Annotated in this window: 19 protein-coding genes; 15 read left to right on the top strand and 4 right to left on the bottom strand. The window is 48.3% G+C overall.

The annotated features are described in order from the left end of the window. Positions 1-8: 8 nt before the first annotated feature. Positions 9-995 (top strand): copper resistance protein B, encoded by a 987-nt coding sequence (locus OEY58_05850; GenBank protein ID MDH5324967.1) that lies wholly within the window; start codon positions 9-11, stop codon positions 993-995. A 13-nt stretch (positions 996-1,008) separates the two neighbouring features. Next, a complete protein-coding gene (locus OEY58_05845) occupies positions 1,009-1,158 on the top strand; it encodes a hypothetical protein (GenBank protein MDH5324966.1) in 150 nt (49 codons plus the stop codon). Positions 1,159-1,172: 14 nt separating this feature from the next. On the opposite strand, the gene OEY58_05840 is transcribed toward OEY58_05845, so the two are convergent. Together OEY58_05840 and OEY58_05835 are read right to left on the bottom strand one after the other, a co-directional pair. After that, a complete protein-coding gene (locus OEY58_05840; GenBank protein MDH5324965.1) occupies positions 1,173-3,065 on the bottom strand; it encodes an SLC13 family permease in 1,893 nt (630 codons plus the stop codon). A gap of 573 nt (positions 3,066-3,638) precedes the next feature. Further along, entirely contained in the window at positions 3,639-4,226 is a 588-nt protein-coding gene (locus tag OEY58_05835) for a class I SAM-dependent methyltransferase (GenBank protein MDH5324964.1), read from the bottom strand. Between the two features lie 278 nt (positions 4,227-4,504). On the opposite strand from OEY58_05835, the gene flgB reads away from it, so the two are divergent. From flgB to flgL, 11 genes are all read left to right on the top strand, one after another. After that, positions 4,505-4,906: a flagellar basal body rod protein FlgB gene (flgB, locus tag OEY58_05830; protein MDH5324963.1), complete on the top strand. Its 402-nt coding sequence runs from the start codon at positions 4,505-4,507 to the stop codon at positions 4,904-4,906. 2 nt (positions 4,907-4,908) lie between these two features. Continuing rightward, positions 4,909-5,325, top strand: a complete 417-nt coding sequence (gene flgC, locus OEY58_05825) for a flagellar basal body rod protein FlgC (protein MDH5324962.1) — start codon at positions 4,909-4,911, stop codon at positions 5,323-5,325. 34 nt (positions 5,326-5,359) lie between these two features. Continuing rightward, positions 5,360-6,034, top strand: coding sequence for a flagellar hook assembly protein FlgD (locus OEY58_05820; GenBank protein ID MDH5324961.1), 675 nt, complete (start codon positions 5,360-5,362; stop codon positions 6,032-6,034). 44 nt (positions 6,035-6,078) lie between these two features. Then, positions 6,079-7,335 (top strand): flagellar hook protein FlgE, encoded by a 1,257-nt coding sequence (gene flgE, locus OEY58_05815; protein ID MDH5324960.1) that lies wholly within the window; start codon positions 6,079-6,081, stop codon positions 7,333-7,335. A 41-nt stretch (positions 7,336-7,376) separates the two neighbouring features. Continuing rightward, the gene (locus tag OEY58_05810) at positions 7,377-8,111 is read left to right on the top strand and encodes a flagellar basal body rod protein FlgF (GenBank protein ID MDH5324959.1); all 735 of its coding nucleotides are present in this window, start codon (positions 7,377-7,379) and stop codon (positions 8,109-8,111) included. A gap of 57 nt (positions 8,112-8,168) precedes the next feature. Beyond that, positions 8,169-8,954 carry a flagellar basal-body rod protein FlgG gene (gene flgG, locus OEY58_05805; protein ID MDH5324958.1) on the top strand — a complete coding sequence of 262 codons (786 nt, stop codon included), beginning with the start codon at positions 8,169-8,171 and terminating at the stop codon, positions 8,952-8,954. Positions 8,955-8,966: 12 nt separating this feature from the next. Further along, positions 8,967-9,641, top strand: a complete 675-nt coding sequence (gene flgH, locus OEY58_05800) for a flagellar basal body L-ring protein FlgH (protein ID MDH5324957.1) — start codon at positions 8,967-8,969, stop codon at positions 9,639-9,641. Positions 9,642-9,655: 14 nt separating this feature from the next. Then, positions 9,656-10,756: a flagellar basal body P-ring protein FlgI gene (locus OEY58_05795; GenBank protein ID MDH5324956.1), complete on the top strand. Its 1,101-nt coding sequence runs from the start codon at positions 9,656-9,658 to the stop codon at positions 10,754-10,756. A gap of 335 nt (positions 10,757-11,091) precedes the next feature. Then, entirely contained in the window at positions 11,092-12,126 is a 1,035-nt protein-coding gene (flgJ, locus tag OEY58_05790; GenBank protein ID MDH5324955.1) for a flagellar assembly peptidoglycan hydrolase FlgJ, read from the top strand. 35 nt (positions 12,127-12,161) lie between these two features. After that, positions 12,162-13,811 (top strand): flagellar hook-associated protein FlgK, encoded by a 1,650-nt coding sequence (gene flgK / locus OEY58_05785; GenBank protein MDH5324954.1) that lies wholly within the window; start codon positions 12,162-12,164, stop codon positions 13,809-13,811. Positions 13,812-13,844: 33 nt separating this feature from the next. Next, positions 13,845-14,747, top strand: coding sequence for a flagellar hook-associated protein FlgL (flgL, locus tag OEY58_05780; protein MDH5324953.1), 903 nt, complete (start codon positions 13,845-13,847; stop codon positions 14,745-14,747). A gap of 2 nt (positions 14,748-14,749) precedes the next feature. Here the strand turns inward: flgL and OEY58_05775 are convergent, their stop codons facing one another. Together OEY58_05775 and iscU are read right to left on the bottom strand one after the other, a co-directional pair. Beyond that, the gene (locus OEY58_05775) at positions 14,750-15,646 is read right to left on the bottom strand and encodes a hypothetical protein (GenBank protein MDH5324952.1); all 897 of its coding nucleotides are present in this window, start codon (positions 15,644-15,646) and stop codon (positions 14,750-14,752) included. 265 nt (positions 15,647-15,911) lie between these two features. Then, positions 15,912-16,322, bottom strand: coding sequence for a Fe-S cluster assembly scaffold IscU (gene iscU / locus OEY58_05770; protein ID MDH5324951.1), 411 nt, complete (start codon positions 16,320-16,322; stop codon positions 15,912-15,914). Between the two features lie 370 nt (positions 16,323-16,692). Between iscU and OEY58_05765 the strand changes: the two genes are divergently transcribed. After that, positions 16,693-17,343, top strand: a complete 651-nt coding sequence (locus OEY58_05765) for a uracil-DNA glycosylase (protein ID MDH5324950.1) — start codon at positions 16,693-16,695, stop codon at positions 17,341-17,343. A gap of 3 nt (positions 17,344-17,346) precedes the next feature. Beyond that, positions 17,347-19,185 carry an excinuclease ABC subunit UvrC gene (uvrC, locus tag OEY58_05760; protein ID MDH5324949.1) on the top strand — a complete coding sequence of 613 codons (1,839 nt, stop codon included), beginning with the start codon at positions 17,347-17,349 and terminating at the stop codon, positions 19,183-19,185. Positions 19,186-19,203: the final 18 nt, after the last annotated feature.

The following is a 19,203-nucleotide window of genomic DNA, read 5'->3' as shown; positions in this document are numbered from 1 at the left end:
GTGAGAGTATGAATAGATTTATATTGTTTACTGCAATGGTCGCGATATTCCAGGCCGGCGTATTTGCAGAAGAAATTGGGGCTGATGCCATGTCCCAAGAGCACCACAACATGGAGGGAACGCACCAGGATTCCGAGCATCATGGGAACCCTTCACAGAACCAGGACCATAAAATCGATCACGATATGGATCACGGGGTATCAATGAACCATGGTGGAGTGACCGGGATGGGAGGATCCGGTCAAAGCAGAATGCAAGGCGGTTCTGCTCCACCCGATGCCCGTGATCCCCATGCCTATTCAGGGGGGTACTCAAGGGGCAGCGGGAAATACGCACTTATGGGAACAGAGCGGTTACGTTTGGCTGACGAACATACGCTGGGCGCATTATGGGTTGACCGCTTGGAGGTCGCACGTCACGATAATGTGCGCACTACCAAGCTTGATGCACAAATGTGGTATGGGGGAGATTACAATCGAGTTGTGCTCAAATTAGATGGTGAGGTTTACAAAAACAAGTTGGAAGAAGGTAATGTTGACTTATTGTGGGGACATGCAGTTTCCGCATTTTGGAACTCACAATTGGGATTGCAGTATGAAAGTGGGGACGATCCGCAAGTCAGGTTGGCGTTGGGTTTGCAAGGTTTGGCCCCTTATTGGTTCGAGGTGGAGGCAAATGCCTATGTTGGCGAATCCGGGCATGTGGCTTTGAATTTGGAATTGGACTATGAATTGTTGCTGACTCAGAAGCTGGTTCTGGAACCGACAATTGAGGTCGTGTTGCAGAGCAAGGACGATGCGACACGGCAAATCGGCTCCGGTTTATCCCTGATACAGGCCGGGTTTCGAGTTCGCTATGAATTCTACCGGGAAATGGCTCCATATCTTGGTTTGCAGTGGAAAGGCACGTTTGGATCATCGGCTGATTTTGCCCGGCTTGCCGGAGAAGATACTCGGGAAACCCAATGGGTTGCCGGTATGCGATTTTGGTTTTGAGAAATATTAACAGATGTTTGAAACTATCCTGGTATTTATTCATTTCAGAGTTGTGCTGGAGGATGAACACCAGATCGGCAGTGAAAACCAAGATTCCAAGACACTGTCAGAATCGGCTGGCGAGGGAATACGCCATGCCGATGCCCATGATCACACGCACTGAGTAGATATATGTGTTTAGTACAGTAAGGTCAACACAGACATGGCCACAATTAAAAACATTACAGTCATGATACCGCCGGCACGCATGAAGTCAATGACACGATAGCCTGCCGGCCCCATGATCAAGGCATTCACCTGGTGGGTTGGGATTAAGAAAGAATTCGATGTGGCTATTGCGACGGTTAAAGCAAAAACGGCGGGGCTGGCTCCGGCGCCGATAGCAATATTGACTGCCAGTGGAACCAACAGTACGGTGGCTCCGACGTTGGACATAACCAGGGTGAAAAAAGTGGCCAGTATCGCCACAGCGGTTTGAATGACCCATATGGGCATGTGACCCACCACCAATAAAACCTGTTCAGCAATCCACTTGGCGGTACCACTGGTTTCCACAGCCAAGCCCAAGGGTATAAGAGAGGCTAGAAGAAAAACGGTTTTCCAACTGACGGCATCGTAGGCCTCTTCAATACTGAGAACACCTGATAAAATCATACCGATAGCCCCGACGAATAGAGCAATGGATAAACGCAAGTCGGTCATCAGTATCAGGCTCAGTGCAACGCCAAAAAAGAACAAGGCATAACCGATTTTATGGGGACGTAATTCTTCGTGAGGGTATTCCGTCGTCATGACCACAAAGTTGCGGTCGGTTTCTAATCGAGCTAAGGCATCCCAACTGGTATGCACAATGAGGGTATCGCCGGCTTGAAAGGGCAAATCCCGAATACCATCACCTTCTCGAAGTGTTTCTCCGTTGCGATGTAGTGCCACAACCGCAATTCCGTAGACTTTCCGCATCCACAAATCGCGCGCGCTTTTACCAATGAGACTGGAGCGGGGCGGGATAACAATTTCACCAATACCCGCTTTTGTTGATGCCAAAGCATCGGTAAATGTTTCGATATCCTTTCTAAGCTCCAAGCCGAACTTTTCGACAAAGGCTATTAAATTCTTTGGTGCCGCCAGTATCCCAAGTATAGTACCGGCTTGTATGCCCAAATCCCGAGCTAAACTGCCGGGACCAATACGCAAATCATTACTTCCGGTATGTTCGGCAATAACTCGAATTCGATTAGAATGTTCAATGTCATCCAACTGTGAGCCGATAATTGGGCTGTTTTCCGGAACCACGACTTCATACAGCTCATAGTTTAGCGAATACACTTGTTGGAAATAGCTCATGGTGTTGGCTGCGCTGCTGCCGTCAGCGGTATTGGTGTGGCTTGGCAATACGTATTTACCCGCCAGCACAAAATAAATAATGCCTGTGGACACCAGAGCTAATCCTATGGGAGTTACCGAAAACAAGGACCAGGTATGCATTTGCTGATCAGCGGGCAAGGCTTGGTTGGAGGTCAAGATCAAATCGTTGAGTAGAATCAGCGGACTGGAACCCACCATGGTTAGAGTTCCGCCCAAAATAGCGCAAAACCCCATGGGCATGAGCAATCGAGACATGGGCAAACCGGACCGTGCAGAAATTCGGGATACGACCGGTAAAAACAAGGCTGCAGCGCCCACGTTCTGCATAAAAGAGGAAATTACTCCAACTGTGCTGGATATGATGGGAATGATTCGGGCTTCACTAACGCCACCGACTTTAAGGATAAAAGAAGCCACTTGGCTCATGATGCCGGTTTTATCCAGACCGGCGCCGATGATCATCACGGCAATGATAGATATGACAGCATTTGAGGAAAATCCATCAAACAAGTGATTGGGGTCTACCAAACCTTTATCCAATCCCATGATGGGAGCTGCCAAGGTGGTGATTCCAAGCAAGATCATGACGGTGGTTGCCGCAACATCCACTCCCACCACCTCAAAGGCGAACAGGTAGATGGTGAACAATAATATGGCACAGACCCATGCAATGGAAACGGTGGGTACAACCGTCGCCACGGCCATGGCGATGGCAGCAAATATCAGGGCAGCTATCAGTTGTTTTCGATTAAACGAAGAGGTTGGGCTTGCGGTGGCGTTATCAGTTATCGTATTCACTATAGTCAGCTACTGGTAATAAGTAGGGATGTCAATGTCCCCTGGTTAATAATGATTAATCTTCATACTGGTGCAGTTAAAACAGTATTTTTCAGGACTATTCCGATTTTTCTGAACCTGTTTCGGTATCTGTCCACAGTCGATAAACAAAATCAGAACGAAAATAATTTTAGATTAAGCGGCTCAAGAAAATTAAGAGAAGCAAATTGCATACCGAAGACCCAATCCCTTTTGTCGTTGTAGAAAATTGTTGTAGAAGATGGAATGCGCAACGGTGTGTTTGGCGCGAACCGACAAGAACTTAATCGGCGTAGTTTACAACGTTATGTAGTCCGAATAAAGGTCTGCAGGAACCCGGTATAACCCTGATAAAGAATTGCAAGCGTGAGCATTAACTCTTCGAGATACGCCTATCTCGAAAAAGACGAATTTCCACAATTCTTGTGGGAACTGAGTCCAAACAATTCAGGAACTGGTGACTCAGGGTTTGGTAGCGATAATTTGTACGACAGCGCCTTTGCCGGTATGAAACGCTCCTTCAACGATATCTCGATCCAATTCCATACCGTAGTCTATATGTAATCCTTGTAACTCCTGTTGCAGAGCGTCCAACGTCATCATCAATTCTTCGACCGGAGGTCCACCGGTTTTATACTGTAGTTGTTTGGGACGGTAAGCCTCAAGTACCAATACTCCGCCACTGCGTAAGCCCTTGGTGATATTCGTATGCAGTTCCTTTCGTACCATAGGGGGTACATGGGCAAAAATAGAAACCACACCGTCCCAGCTCTCGGGTTCAATCTTCAGCTCGGCCAAATCGCAGATCAGGGTTTGGATTTCAACTCCTTTTTCCTGAGCCAGTTTACGAGCTTTTTCCAGACCGACTGCCGAGGAATCCACTGCCAGGACATTGTAACCCTGTTGTGCCAGGAATACCGCATTGCGACCTTCGCCCTCGGCAACACAAAGAACTTTACCTTTGGGTATTTTTCCTACCGATTCGGCCAAAAATTCATTGGGCTCTTTGCCGTAAATGTATTCTTCGACGCTGTAACGTTGGTCCCACATGGAAGTATTGCCTTGGTGTTGGTAAAGGCTGCATATATTAGCTGATATAGAGACGATTTCAACATGCCACTTCCGATCTTGTTAACTTCCCTGCGCTATAGCGTGGCGCTCCGTTTGCCGCTCACAGGGATAAGTGTTGCCGCCGGTTCCGATTTAAGCTCGAGAAAATGCCGTAACTATCTGTATTATATGCCAAATACAAAGTGGCACAGAGATTGCTCTAATCAAACCGGGAGAACCCGTTTGGGTTGAAGTAAGAACGCAGTTTGGAGCATAGGATGCGATTCGATATAGACAGTTATTTGGGTGTACACGCCACAGCGGTGACCACACGCTCCAAGCGTGCGGAAATTCTGGCAAATAACCTGGCCAATGCCGACACACCGGGGTTTAAAGCCCGCGATTTCGATTTCAAACAGGCCATGCAACAAGCTATGACGGATACCGGAATTTCATCCGGTATGAAAACAACCCATGCGAAACACATCCGTACATCCGATAGCATCAATGGTGCCGAGTTGATGTATCGCTCACCCATGCAACCTTCTGTTGATGGCAATACGGTGGATTCCCAAGTCGAAAAATCCCAGTTTTTGCAGAATGCGCTGCAGTATCAGGCCAGCCTTATGTTCCTCAGTGGCAAGATTAAAACTCTCAAAACCGCATTAAAAGGTGAATAAACATGTCTTTGTATCGAATCTTTGATATTGCTGCCAGCGGTATGAGTGCGCAAACACTGCGTCTAAATACTACGGCCAGCAATATTTCCAATGCAAACAGTGTGAGTAGTAGCGTGGAGAAAACCTATCGGGCCCGACATCCGGTGTTTTCTGCGTTAGTGAACGATTTCAGCGACGCCTCCAGCGGAGTAGGGGTGAAGGTGGATGGTATTGTGGAAAGCGCTACACCACTGCGTAGCGAGTATCGCCCGGACCATCCTAAGGCGAATCAGGAAGGTTACATTTTTTTCCCCAATGTGAATCTGGTGGAAGAAATGGCCAATATGATCTCTGCCTCTCGTTCTTACCGTACCAATGTGGAAGTGGTAAATACGTCTAAACAAATGTTAATGCGAACCCTGGCTCTGGGTGATGCCTAAGGGCAGTTAAGGAAAAGCAAACGGAACTGAGACTATGAGCGTAAATGATATTAAATCCAGTGAACTGTATAAAGAACTGGGGCCACAAGTAAAAGAAACCAAACGCAATACAGAGTTAGGGCAACAGGAGTTTCTGGATCTGATGGTAGCGCAGCTACGCAATCAGGATCCTTTCAAACCGTTGGAAAATGGTGACTTCATTGCCCAGATGGCGCAATTCAGTGCCGTAACCGGTCTGACGGAACTGAAAGATTCCTTCAATGAACTGGCCACGTCTTTACAGTCCAATCAGGCTTTGCAAGCGTCCACTTTGGTTGGCCGTTCGGTCTTGGTTCCCGCCAGTGTGGCCCCACTGAACGAAAACGGTGAGGTCAACGGCGTAATAGATGTGGCGGAAAATACCATGAATGTATCCATCACTATTCAAAACAGTCGCGGGGAGTTAATTAAACGCATGGAGCTGGGACCGCGGCAGGCCGGAGATGCACCTTTCACTTGGAATGGCCTGGATTCGGAGAACAATCGTGTTCCCCCGGATTACTATGAAATAGTAGCGGAAGTCCAGGGTGACAACGGCCAATATCGCGCGGGCACGTTGGTTAATGCCTCCGTGGAGAGTGTCCTCATGGGCGGCGCAGGCCAGGGTATTGTTCTGAATTTAAAAGATATGGGGTCCATCAATTTCTCCGATGTCAGAGAAATTCGATAGAGAGTTAGAAGTATGTTCAGTCGTTTTTGCAGGGAGAAGTCGTCATGCCATTTCGTATAGCGCTTAGCGGTTTAAACGCCGCTTCAACCGAACTAAAGGTTACCGGAAACAATATTGCCAATGCGGCAACGGTGGGATTCAAACGATCCCGTGCCGAGTTTGCTGATGTCTATGCGGTTTCCTTCGGTGGTACCACCGATGCCTCTACCGGTAACGGTGTTCGAGTCAGTACAGTGAATCAACAGTTTTCCCAAGGAAGCATTGATTTTACCGATCGTTCCTTGGATGTAGCCATTAGCGGCCAGGGGTTTTTTGTCGTAGACGATGCCAGTGGCCGGGCTTATACCCGTAACGGTAGTTTTCATGTTTCTTCCGACGGTACAGTAATCAACAATCATAACCAGCGTTTGCAAGTGTTCCCTGTGGTAGGTAACAACATCCCGGCCATTTTCAACACCGGTATGTTAACGGATTTACAATTGGCTACAACCAATGGGCCGCCAAATGCGACCCAGGACATTACCGCAGGGTTTAACCTGGATGCGTCGGCAACTCCGCCGGTCATTGTGCCCTTTGATGCCACGGATCCAACAACTTACAACAGTTCAACCTCCTTAGTGGTTTATGATTCTCTTGGATCTCAGCACACGGCTTCGTTGTACTATGTGAAAACCGCAGTTCCCAACCAGTGGGAATCCTACATGTACGTGGACGGTAATGAGATAGCCACTGATGCGGCAGCCGTCCCGCCTGCGGCTTCGCCCATTACCCTGACATTTAATACCGATGGCACTTTAGCAACTCCGATTTCCATGCAATACGCGCCCATATCCTCGGCCGCATTGGGGACGGGAGCTGCACCCATGTCGCTTAATATCAACTACGCATCTACCACCCAGTACGGCGGTCAATTTGCCATTAACACCCTGAATCAGAATGGCTATGCTTCAGGACGATTAAGTGGCTTGGATATAGACGACGAAGGTGTGATTTTTGCCCGTTATACCAATGGTCAATCTTCTGCCTTGGGTAAAATGGCCCTGGCCAACTTTGCCAATCCGGAAGGTTTGCGTGAACTGGGTCAAACCAATTGGGCGGAAACTTTTGATTCGGGTTCTGTGATACTCGGGGAACCGGGGACCGGCAGTTTGGGTTTGTTACAATCGGGTGCCTTAGAAGCATCCAACGTGGATATCGCCGCATCTCTGGTGTCGTTGATCACCTCACAGAGAAACTTCCAGGCTAATGCCCAGGTGATAAGCACTGCTGACACCATCACTCAAACCATCATAAATATTTAGTAAGCGGTTTAGTGTCATTGGAAAGGCTGGAGTGAAAAAGTATGGATAGAGTTCTTTATGTAGCCATGTCTGGTGCCAAGCAGACCCTGCTGGCACAACAGGCTAACAACAATAACCTCGCAAACGTCAGTACCACGGGGTTTTTGAGTGATCTCAATGCGTTTCGCTCCATGCAAGCCTTTGGCGAAGGTTATCCCAGCCGGGTATTTGCCATTACCGAAAAACCCGGTGTGGATTTCCAGAAAGGGGCGCTGATAAGCACAGGCCGGGAGTTGGATATTGCCGTATCCAACGACGGCTGGATCAGCGTTCAATCCAAAGAAGGTAGCGAAGCTTACACCCGCGCCGGAGATCTCAGACTGGAGCAGGGTGGCCTGCTGGTGACCGGCACCGGTTTGCCGGTATTGGGTAACGGCGGTCCAATCATTCTTCCTCCCGGCGAATCCATCACTATTGGTAATGACGGAAGTATCAGCATTCGTCCCCCCGGCAGTAATACTTTGGCCGTAGTGGATAGAATTCGTTTGGTGAAAGGGGAGCCCAAGGATTTGGTAAAAGGCTTGGACGGCCTGATTCGGCATAAAGATGGTATTGCCTTACAAGCGGATGCCTCTATCAGGGTGGCCAGCGGTACGCTGGAGAGCAGCAATGTAAACGTGGTTGAAGCGATGGTGAATATGATCAGCCTGGCTCGCTCTTACGAGACTCAGGTAAAAGTTATGAAAGAAGCCCAGGAGATGGATGCAGCAACGGATCAGTTGTTGAAATTATCGTAATCATTTATCGGCTTTGTTACTGCGGTTTCACGGATTGGCTATTAAAAGGAACTTATTATGACTTCAGCATTATGGGTAGCAAAAACCGGTTTGGATGCACAACAGACCAAGTTGTCAGTGATATCCAACAATCTGGCCAACGTGAACACTATCGGTTACAAAAAATCCAGAGCGGTATTTGAAGATCTTCTGTATCAAAACGTACGCCAAGCCGGTGCCCAGGTGGACGATGTGAACGAACTGCCGTCCGGATTCTCCTTGGGCACAGGAGTTCGAACCGTGGCGACGGAGAAAATACATTCCCAAGGTAATTTGATTCAAACCGACAAACCGTTGGATATCGCTATTTCCGGTCGGGGGTTTTTTCAAATACTGCGTCCGGATGGAGGGATTGGGTATACCCGTGACGGCGGGTTTCAAGTCAATTCCAGCGGACAAATGGTTACCTCCGGTGGCTTGCCTTTACAGCCCGCCATTACCTTGCCGGCGAATACCCTGACCACATCCATTGGCGCGGACGGTACAGTCAGTGTTGTCACCGCAGGCAGTACTTCGCCTACCGTAGTGGGTAATATCCAAATCGCGGAGTTTATCAACGCCAGTGGTTTGCAGCCCATCGGTGAAAATATGTATCTGGAAACCGGTTCCAGTGGTGCTCCTCAGGTGGGCACACCCGGTTTGAACGGTATTGGCAGCTTATTGCAGGGTGAGTTGGAGTCGTCCAACGTAAATGTAGTCAAGGAAATGGTGGACATGATAGAGACCCAGCGAGCCTATGAAGTCAATACCAAAGCTATCAGTACTGCTGATCAAATGTTGCAGTATCTGAATAACAACGTGTAGCGAGGGATTGAAATGCGTTTTGTGCTTTTAGCGTGGTTGGTCATGTCGTCACTACTGACCGGTTGTGCATCGTTGAACAACGATGCCGATATTCAATTCGCCACGGTGCGACCGACGTATAGCAAACCGCTGCCCATGAAAACCGGTTCCATTTATAAGAGCGGTTATGAGATCAAGCTGTTCGAAGATACTAAAGCAAAGCATGTGGGTGACATACTGACCGTCATTTTACAGGAAAACACCAATGCATCTAAATCTGCCTCCACGACCACGTCTAAAGATGGTGAGGTGGATGTCGGTATCCCTACTTTTTTGGGACGGGGTATCACCAAAGGCGGAGTCAATATTCTGGATACTCAACTGGATGCTCAAAGAGCTTTTGCCGGTCAGGGTGATAGCAGTCAAAGCAACAGCCTCAGCGGGACCATATCGGTCACCATATCGGAAGTATTGGCAAATGGTAATCTGGTAGTGCGTGGTGAAAAGATGTTATCCCTGAATCAGGGTAAGGAACATATTCGTTTGTCCGGTATTGTCAGACCGGGCGATATCACTCCGGATAACACCGTTCGCTCCAGTCAATTGGCCAATGCCAAAATCATTTATGGTGGAGAAGGTGTAATAGCTGAGAGTAACAAAAAGGGTTGGCTGCAACGTATCACCGACAGCGCCTGGTGGCCGTTTTGAGGATGTCAGCGATTATGAATAAAATTAATATCACATTACCCGGTTTACTGCTTTGTCTTGCCATGACCGGCACAACGCAAGCGGAACGATTAAAAGATATTAGTTCTGTAGCGGGTATTCGCGATAACCCGCTCATCGGTTATGGGCTTGTGGTGGGTTTGGACGGGACCGGAGATAAAACCGCCTTTACTATTCAGAGCCTGCGTTCCATGCTGGGCAAATTAGGAGTTACCGTACCCAGTAATGTGGATTTGAAATCGAAAAACGTGGCTGCCGTATCACTACATGCCACTTTACCGCCGTTCTCTAAACCGGGCCAAACCATCGATGTTACCGTGTCTTCCATCGGTGAGGCCAAAAGTCTACGTGGAGGAACTTTGCTCATGTCGCCTCTAAAAGGAGCTGACGGAAATGTGTATGCCATCGCTCAGGGTAACGTTATTGTGGGAGGGTTTGGTGTCACCGGAACAGACGGTTCCAGTATTACGGTTAATGTACCCAGCGTCGGTCGAATACCCGGCGGCGCGTCGGTAGAGCGTATCGTACCCACCACGTTTACCGACAGCAATTTTATAGAATTTCGCTTGAATCAAGGTGACTTTACAACGGCTCACCGCGTATTACAGGCAATTAACAATAAGTTTGGGGCCGACACGGCTTACGCACTGGATTCCACTTCCATACGAGTACGGGCGCCAATAGATGTATCGCAAAAAGTGGCTTATCTGTCTGAGTTGGAAAATCTCGAAGTCTCACCAGCGGATAGTGCAGCGAAGATTATTGTGAATTCCCGTACCGGGACCATCATCATTGGAAAACACGTTACAGTGGCTCCGGCGGCTGTTACCCATGGCAGTTTAACCGTCACTATAACAGAACGCGCGCAGGTGAGTCAGCCTAACGCCTTATCTGAAGGTGAAACCGTGGTGGTACCGCAATCACAACTGGAAGTGCAACAGGAAAACAAACGCATGTTTAAATTTGCACCCGGTATCTCGTTGGATGAGATCGTTAAAGCCATTAACCAAGTGGGTGCAGCTCCGGGTGATTTGGTCGCCATACTGGAGGCATTGAAAGAAGCCGGAGCCTTAAGAGCAAATTTGATCGTAATTTAATGTTGGGCAAGTATGGATTAAAGGGGTAGAAATAGAACCGTTTGTCGAAGTAAGCCCTCTTGGCAGTGGAGAGACTAAGGACAGTTTATCTCCTGAGGGATCGCAAGGATGAATCCAAGAATTTTCACAATCACGGATAGATTGTGGAATCGGCTCACAAGGATCGTGAGCGAGTGTTACTGGGGCGTAGCCGAATTCATCCGCCGAGAGGGTTTTCTTGGACCGATGGTTACCCGCGCGGTATTTTGCCGTTTTAGCTGGGTCGTGTTTATACGGGTAGTATTTAGCAAAAACTGAACAATCGTGAGCAGGATAAGTCACCAACAGGAACGTCTATGAGTATCAAACTGGATCAGGCAGGTGTTTACACCGATTTCAAAGGGTTTGCTGACCTGAAAAGACAAGCAGATACAGATTCAAACGAGGCGTTACATGCGGTCGCACGCCAGTTTGAAGCATTGTTCCTGCAACAAATATTTAAAAGCATGCGTGAGGCGCAATTGGGCGAAGGCTTGTTCGACAGTGACGAAGGGGATTTTTATAAAGATCTTCTCGATAAGCAGTTGTCTATCAATTTGGCGCAAACCAATAGTTTGGGTTTGGCGGAAATGATTACCCGGCAATTGCAACAAAACGGGTTGGTGCCATCGAACCGCGTCCCGGAAAGCAACGTAGAGAAAGACCCATTGAACTTAACAGGGGAGTTCCCGACAAATCCAAACTCCTCATCAGTGAATAGCGAAGCGGCAACGGTCACGACACCGGAGTCCGATACTACTGCAATCGAAACCCGTTTCCAAGAGCGTTCCGAACGGCAGGAGAACAACTCCCACAGGTTTGAAAACCCGACGGCATTCGTAACCCGGTTGTGGCCAATGGCGCAGCGAGCGGCTAAATCCCTGGGCATCACACCCGATACTTTAATGGCGCAAGCGGCTCTGGAAACCGGCTGGGGTAAGCACATTTTGCGGCACGCAAACGGTACCGGCAGTTACAATTTGTTTAACATAAAAGCCGGTTCGGACTGGGACGGTGACACGGTGAACCTGCACGCCTTGGAATATACTGAAGCCGGATTACAGCAACAACATAGCCGGTTCAAAAGTTATCATTCCTATGATGAAAGCTTTGATGACTATGTGCGCCTGTTGCAAAGCAATCCTCGTTACAAACACGTGGGACAATCCGCAAGCGCGCAGGAGTTCACAAACAATTTGCAAAGCGCCGGTTATGCTACAGATCCACAATACGCTCATAAGATCATGAAGATTAAGGACAGTTCCTCCATGCAGCAGGCTCTGGAGGAAATGCAGCAGGCTATAAAGCTATCTAAAGGCTCGACGATAAGCAAACTAGACGCAGTGGATTAAGCAGCGGTTCTTCCACTTTGAGGTGAAAAAGTCATATGTTAAATACAGCAGTTTCCGGATTACTGGCCTTTCAAAGGGCATTGGATGTAACCAGTCACAATATCTCCAATGCCACCACTGAAGGGTATTCACGTCAACGCGTCAATTTGGCAACGCGTGAACCCGAGCGTGCCGCCAATGGTTTTATCGGTAAGGGTGTACAGGTCACCGGAGTTGACCGGGTATATGACCAATTCCTGTTGAACCAACTCAATACACGTACCGCGAACTATGGTCAATCCGATACCTATGCGCAGATTGCATCTCAAGTGGAGTCGGTATTTGCCGATCCCAGTATCGGTTTAAGCCCGGCTCTGGACCGATTCTTTAACTCCATTCATGGAGTATCCAACGACCCCACTTCCACGCCGGCACGTCAGGTAATGATTTCCGAAGCGGAAAATCTGGTTGAGACATTTCACACTCTTAACCGTCAGGTGGAACAAATAAAGAGCGGTGTGAATTCCCAGGTTGGTGTCGTGGTGACGCAGGTGAATGACCTTGCGGCTTCTATCGCCTCATTAAATGAACAAATCGTATTGCAAACGGGTGCGGCCGGCGGCCAACCGCCCAATGACCTGCTGGACAAACGGGATCTGTTAATTCATGAATTATCTGAAATTACCAACGTGACCACTGTAGCCCAGGAAAACGGCGCTGTTAATGTGTATGTGGGTACAGGGCAATCCCTCGTATTGAATGTGTCCGCGGGGCGTCTGCAAGTGAGTAACGGCGAATTTGATCCATTAAACAAACGTATCTCTTTGGTTACACCTTCAGGTTCAGTACCCATTACCGAACAGCTAACCGGTGGCAAGCTGGGGGGGTTACTTAGTGTAAAAGACGATTTACTGGAGCCGGCGCAAATGGAGCTGGGTCGTATCGCAGCCTCACTGGCCAATGTGTTTAACAGTCAACATGTTTTGGGTGAAGGTTTGAATGGCAGTACCGGTTTAAACTTTTTCACACCGGTGGATCAGACAGCTGTAGCTGCCTTACCCAGTTCGGACAATAATCCTGCCAGCGGCAATATGACCGTAACCATTAATGCAATAGGTGAACTGAAAGCCAGTGATTATCGAGTCAATTTTGACGGTACCAACTATTCGGTTCTGCGATTGTCGGATGACACCTTGGTCGATAGTTTTACCTCAGCGGATTTACCCAGAGCCGTAAGCGGTGAGGGGTTTACACTGGATATGGCCGGCGGTATCAACTCAGGTGACAGTTTTCTGGTTCGGCCGACGCGTTATGCGGCGGAACAAATAGGGATGGCAGTAACGGATCCTGCCAGTATCGCAGCTGCGCAAGTGGGTAATAATGTAGGAGACAACAGCAATGCCTTGTTAATGGCCGGTGTTCGTACGTCGACATTCATGGATAATGGTACGTCTACTGTGATGGATGCCTATGGTAACTCCGTAGCCCGTATTGGGGTTAAAACCGGTCAGGCCAAGATCAATGCATCGGCACAAAAGGCATTAATGGATCAGGCCTATGATGCCAAAGAATCCGTATCCGGAGTTAATTTGGATGAAGAAGCCGTTAACCTGTTACGCTACCAGCAGGCCTACCAAGCTGCTGCGCAGGTGATTTCTGTGGTGGATTCCCTATTTCAAACATTATTGAATTCGGTCAACCGCTAGCACGGAAGCAGAAGTTATATAGAGGTCATCTTTATGCGTGTCACTAACAAATTAATGCAATTTCGCGCCATCAATATAATGCTGGACCGACAGGCCGACTTGTCCAATACACAACAACAAATTGCCACCGGACGTGCGATATTGAATCCCTCTGATGATCCTGTAGGCACAGTTCAAATTATGCCGTTGAAGGAAATTATTGAGAAGAATCAGCAATACGTTAAAAATGCTCAAGTAGGGGAAGCGCGTCTGGATCTGGAAGACCGAACCCTGGATGGCGTTAACGACGTCCTCATTCGCATGAAGGAACTCGCTATTCGGGGAAACAACGACACTCTGTCGCAACCCGACCGTACTGCGGTGGCTATGGAGATTCGTCAAGGCATTGAAACTCTTAAAGGCCTGGCCAACACTAAAGACACCAACGGTGATTACTTGTTTGCCGGTCACGCCGTACGTACCGAACCGTTTGTTGAGAGTCCTCCCGGAAGCTATTCCTATTTCGGAGATACAGGACAACGGTTTTTGCAAATCGGCGAAACCCGGCAAATCGCTGTGGGTGATCCGGGTAACGATGTGTTTATGGACATACCGGCAGTGGGCGGTGGACTTCAAGATATATTTTCGACCCTGGATACGCTGGCCGCCACGTTTGAAGCCAATAACATTGACCAAGATTCACTGGCAAATATTGATGCCGCCATTGACAACGTGTCCACCATTCGAGCCCGTGTCGGATCACGTTTAAACTCAATTGATACACAAAATGTCATCAACGAGGAGTTGAAATTTCAGGGTGAAAAATCTCTATCGGAGATTCAAGATTTGGACATAGCGGAAGCGGTGAGTCGGCTCAATTTGCAATTGGTGGGTCTGCAAGCGTCCCAGCAAGCGTTTACTAAAGTACAAAATCTCAGTTTGTTTAACTATTTGTAAATCTAAATCACGTCCGGCAAGGTCAGATTCGTCGCTCGAACCACCGCTCTAAACCTCATGTTACTGGTCGTACTTTGACACACCCCTTCCGTTTTTATCATGCCGATGAGTGGGTGATACCACGCGGTTATGCCGTTAAGCGCCGGAAAATTTGTTAAGGACGGATCACAGAATTCCCATATATTGGCGAGTGTCGGTGGTACGATACCGGCATTAATTCCGGATTCGGAAAAATTGTAGACGATTTTGGAGAGTTGTTGAAAAATGCCCAATTCGGTTTCCACTTGATCCAATGAGACGCCGGAAAAGAACTGGGTATGGGATACGGTCTGACTCATATTGCCGCAAACTGTTTTACCGTTGCCGTCACAAGCTGCAAATAGATTGAAATCACCAATATGATTATCACTGGTTTCAATTTGATTCATTGGGGAGATCAAGCTTACCTGACTGTTGATCGTACTCGGATCCGCGCTGGTGCTTACCCAATAATAGGTACGATTAAGGGTATTAATATCGGTGTTAGTGGGGTCCTGGTAAGCGTGGACTGATACCGTCCCCGTTTGTGCATTGGGCAGAGCGAGGTCATCGTTATTTTGGGTGATATAGCGCACACGGGTATGGACACTGCCTTCCACATCCAGAGTGCTCACTTCGCGCAAAACGCTAATGTTTTGCCCACCGGCAAATTCGGGTTGTTTGATCGTATCGTTATGCCATGCCACCCTCAAAGTGCCCAGCAAGGAGGGAGCGGTGGGGGTGTTGTTATCAAAAACTTCTACGGAGTATTCGACCCAGTCGCCATCGCCATATAAAACCAAATAGTCCGTGCTGCGGTTAAAGCGTCCCTTGTTTTGATCAATATCGCCAAACAGGCCTTCGCAAGCACTCAACCCCATAACTAGCAAAACCAGCAAGACGATCGAGCGAAAGTTGCCCATTTCGCATTTTGTGTGTGGCATCAAACTGGCAAACATGAACCGACCCAAACGATTGAAAAAATTCATTATCCAATAAAATTGTAGTACTTGACCAGAATTTTTCCGGGCTTAGTGTCTCATTTTCAGGTTTGAACGTTGGTGGAAGGGTTCTACATCGCCTCAGCAAGGCAAAAAAATGCCCTCACTGGGAGGGCACTTTTTTTGATAGTGTTTTAAATCAGATTTAAGCGTTCGCTTTGCGGGTCTCGTCTTTGGCTACCTGATGGCTTTGGTAATCTTCAATGGCAGCTTTGATCGCGTCTTCGGCCAAAACCGAGCAGTGGATTTTAACCGGCGGCAGTGCCAGCTCTTCAGCGATGTCGGTGTTTTTAATGGCTCGGGCTTCATCCAAGGTCTTTCCCCGTACCCATTCGGTCAACAGGGAACTGGATGCGATGGCTGAACCGCAACCGTAGGTCTTGAACTTGGCATCTTCGATAATACCGTTTTCACCCACTTTGATCTGTAAACGCATCACATCACCGCATGCGGGGGCTCCGACCATTCCTGTTCCTACAGTGGGGTCTCCTTTCTCGAAACTGCCAACGTTCCGAGGATTCTCATAGTGGTCGAGAACTTTGTCGCTGTATGCCATTGTTTAGAATCTCCGATCTAACTTGAATGCGTATAATGCTTTACTGACTTAGTATAGAATGTCGGAATAATACTGGTTCATATACGAAATTAATAGCCTTTGAAATACATTAATTCGGCAATTTCGTTACAATTAACCAACCAACTTAGTCAAGTATAGGTTCTAGCTTATTTATCGTCAATACCTTGAATATATTTAATGCAATAATTACAACTTATAAATCAAATAATTATTTTTTGTGATGTTATAGAGCCAAAAGGATATAACCGCATTGGTTTATAAGGAACTATTAATATATGATCGCTCAACCAGGATAATTACACAAGCTTGCCATGCACTGGTTTTGTTTAAACAGGGATAATTTTTTCTAATGAGTAAAAATCCATTATTTGACCTGAATTGCCGCCGCTGTCCCAGATTGAGTCAATTCCTGGATGAGGTGGGGCGGGAATATCCCGACTATCACGCCCGCCCGGTAGAGCCTTTTGGGGTGAAAACCCCCAAATTGCTCATTGTGGGACTGGCTCCGGGTATGCATGGCGCCAACGCAACAGGTCGGCCTTTTACCGGTGATTACGCCGGTGTACTTTTATACGAAACCCTATTCAAATATGGGTTTTCCAGCAAATCCATATCAGAATCCTTGAACGATGGATTAAAGCTTAAGCATTGCCGGATAACCAACGCGGTTAAATGTCTGCCACCGCAGAATAAACCCACTGGCGGGGAAGTCACTACCTGTAACACATTTCTGCAGGCCGAAATCGCCTCATTACCCCAACAGGCAGGGCTGCTCGCTTTAGGCAGCGTCGCTCATAGCGCCATCATCAAGGCACTGAACCTCAAAGCCAAGGATTATCCTTTTGGCCACGCTCGAGTACACCAACCGGAAGCCGGCCCCTGGATCATCGATTCATACCACTGTAGTCGTTACAACACTCAAACACGCCGACTCACTGAGGCCATGTTTCATCAGGTATTTGCCCTGGCACGGGAGAGAATCGAGGCTGTCAGCGTATAGGCCATGTTCCAAGCCGGCTCTTTTGATTCCAAAGCCTTTTTAAAGCAACTCACCCACAAGCCTGGGGTTTACCGTATGCTCAACCCCGCCGGGGAGGTGATCTATGTGGGAAAAGCCCGGGATTTAAAAAAAAGAGTAGCCAGCTATTTTAAAAGTCATGAGGGCAATGCCAAAACCCGATCCATGGTGGCACAAATTGCCGATATTCAGATCACCACCACGGCCAATGAAGTGGAAGCCCTGCTGCTTGAAAACAACCTTATCAAACAGCTCAAACCCCGCTACAACATCCTGTTGCGAGATGACAAAAGCTATCCCTATATCTATTTGACCTCCCATGAGGATTTTCCCCGTTTGGCTTTTCATCGGGGTGCCAAGAAAGGCAAGGGCGAGTATTTCGGTCCTTACCCCAGTGCGGGCGCGGTGCGAGAGACGCTTAATCTGCTACAAAAGATTTTTCTGGTACGCCAATGTGAAAACAGCTTTTACCGCAACCGTACCCGTGCTTGTTTGCAATACCAAATCAAACGCTGCGCGGCACCTTGCGTCGGTCTGGTAGATAAAGCGCCTTACGCCGAGGATGTGCGTCACGCGCGTATGTTCCTGCAGGGCAAAAGCACCCAATTGGTTGATGAACTGGTACAGCAAATGGAGACCTGCTCCGAAGCCTTGAATTTTGAGAAAGCCGCCTATTACCGCGATCAAATTGCCAATTTGCGTCGTATTCAGGACACTCAACGAGTGAGCAGCAAAGCCGGGGATATGGATATTCTGGCCGTAGTGATCAAAAACGGCTTAGCCTGTGTGCAAGTGTTTTTTGTGCGCTCGGGACTCAATCTGGGCAACAAATCCTACTTTCCCAAGCAGGCCAAAGACGAGTCGGCGGAGCAGGTGCTTAATGCTTTTATACCGCAGTTTTACCTCTCACCACAGCGAGGGGGGTTTATTCCGCCGTTATTACTCAGTAATGTGGATTTTCCTGACCGGGGCTTGTTGGCGCAGGGGTTGAGCGAAAACGCCGGTCACAAAGTGGAAATCAAATGCCGCATTAAAGGAGAGAGGGCCCGCTGGCTGCAAATGGCCGAATCCAATGCCCTGGTGTCACTGGATTTTCAACTCTCCAGTAAAACCAATTTGCTCAAGCGGTTTGAGGCGCTACAGGACGCTCTACAGCTGGAAAACCTGCCGCAACGTTTGGAATGCTTTGACATCAGCCATACCTCGGGAGAGGCCACTGTGGCATCCTGTGTGGTATTGGACAGCAATGGTGCCGGTAAATCCGATTATCGTCGTTTTAACATTGAAGGGATTACGCCCGGGGATGATTATGCAGCGATGCGTCAGGCCCTGACCCGGCGTTATACCCGCTTGAAGAAGGGGGAGGGTAAGATTCCCGATATTTTGTTTATTGACGGCGGCAAAGGCCAGTTGGGGGAAGCGGAAAAAGTGTTGGAAGAACTGCAAATCGAGGATGTAATTCTCATCGGCATTGCCAAGGGAGAAAAACGCAAACCTGGTTTGGAAACCCTGTTTATCAGTGGTCGTGAACAGGCGGTGCATTTAGCTGCCCATTCCCCAGCCCTGCATTTGATTCAACAAGTCAGGGATGAGGCACACCGGTTTGCGGTCACTTCGCACCAGCAGCGGCGGGCGAAAACCCGCTCCCGGTCAGTGTTGGCCGATATTCCCGGCCTGGGTCCAAAACGCAGCCAGAAGTTACTGAAGCAGTTTGGCGGTATCCAGGAACTCAAACGGGCGGGCGTGGAAGATATTGCTAAAATTCAGGGTATAAGTACTGAGTTGGCACAGCGAGTATATGATACCCTACACCCTGAGGGATAAAGGAAGATAACAACAACT

This window comes from Gammaproteobacteria bacterium (assembly GCA_029882975.1).
Taxonomy (GTDB): domain Bacteria; phylum Pseudomonadota; class Gammaproteobacteria; order SZUA-152; family SZUA-152; genus JAJDNG01.
Note: the sequence above shows the minus strand (reverse complement) of the source record. Positions and strands in the feature narration are given on the sequence as shown.

What these genes read in the sequence shown, in the direction of transcription:
- OEY58_05850 (MDH5324967.1), top strand. Translation starts at nt 9, where the DNA reads ATGAATAGATTTATATTGTTTACTGCAATGGTCGCGATATTCCAGGCC.
- OEY58_05845 (MDH5324966.1), top strand. Translation starts at nt 1,009, where the DNA reads ATGTTTGAAACTATCCTGGTATTTATTCATTTCAGAGTTGTGCTGGAG.
- OEY58_05840 (MDH5324965.1), bottom strand. Translation starts at nt 3,065, where the DNA reads ATGGCCGTGGCGACGGTTGTACCCACCGTTTCCATTGCATGGGTCTGT.
- OEY58_05835 (MDH5324964.1), bottom strand. Translation starts at nt 4,226, where the DNA reads ATGTGGGACCAACGTTACAGCGTCGAAGAATACATTTACGGCAAAGAG.
- flgB (MDH5324963.1), top strand. Translation starts at nt 4,505, where the DNA reads ATGCGATTCGATATAGACAGTTATTTGGGTGTACACGCCACAGCGGTG.
- flgC (MDH5324962.1), top strand. Translation starts at nt 4,909, where the DNA reads ATGTCTTTGTATCGAATCTTTGATATTGCTGCCAGCGGTATGAGTGCG.
- OEY58_05820 (MDH5324961.1), top strand. Translation starts at nt 5,360, where the DNA reads ATGAGCGTAAATGATATTAAATCCAGTGAACTGTATAAAGAACTGGGG.
- flgE (MDH5324960.1), top strand. Translation starts at nt 6,079, where the DNA reads ATGCCATTTCGTATAGCGCTTAGCGGTTTAAACGCCGCTTCAACCGAA.
- OEY58_05810 (MDH5324959.1), top strand. Translation starts at nt 7,377, where the DNA reads ATGGATAGAGTTCTTTATGTAGCCATGTCTGGTGCCAAGCAGACCCTG.
- flgG (MDH5324958.1), top strand. Translation starts at nt 8,169, where the DNA reads ATGACTTCAGCATTATGGGTAGCAAAAACCGGTTTGGATGCACAACAG.
- flgH (MDH5324957.1), top strand. Translation starts at nt 8,967, where the DNA reads ATGCGTTTTGTGCTTTTAGCGTGGTTGGTCATGTCGTCACTACTGACC.
- OEY58_05795 (MDH5324956.1), top strand. Translation starts at nt 9,656, where the DNA reads ATGAATAAAATTAATATCACATTACCCGGTTTACTGCTTTGTCTTGCC.
- flgJ (MDH5324955.1), top strand. Translation starts at nt 11,092, where the DNA reads ATGAGTATCAAACTGGATCAGGCAGGTGTTTACACCGATTTCAAAGGG.
- flgK (MDH5324954.1), top strand. Translation starts at nt 12,162, where the DNA reads ATGTTAAATACAGCAGTTTCCGGATTACTGGCCTTTCAAAGGGCATTG.
- flgL (MDH5324953.1), top strand. Translation starts at nt 13,845, where the DNA reads ATGCGTGTCACTAACAAATTAATGCAATTTCGCGCCATCAATATAATG.
- OEY58_05775 (MDH5324952.1), bottom strand. Translation starts at nt 15,646, where the DNA reads ATGGGGTTGAGTGCTTGCGAAGGCCTGTTTGGCGATATTGATCAAAAC.
- iscU (MDH5324951.1), bottom strand. Translation starts at nt 16,322, where the DNA reads ATGGCATACAGCGACAAAGTTCTCGACCACTATGAGAATCCTCGGAAC.
- OEY58_05765 (MDH5324950.1), top strand. Translation starts at nt 16,693, where the DNA reads ATGAGTAAAAATCCATTATTTGACCTGAATTGCCGCCGCTGTCCCAGA.
- uvrC (MDH5324949.1), top strand. Translation starts at nt 17,347, where the DNA reads ATGTTCCAAGCCGGCTCTTTTGATTCCAAAGCCTTTTTAAAGCAACTC.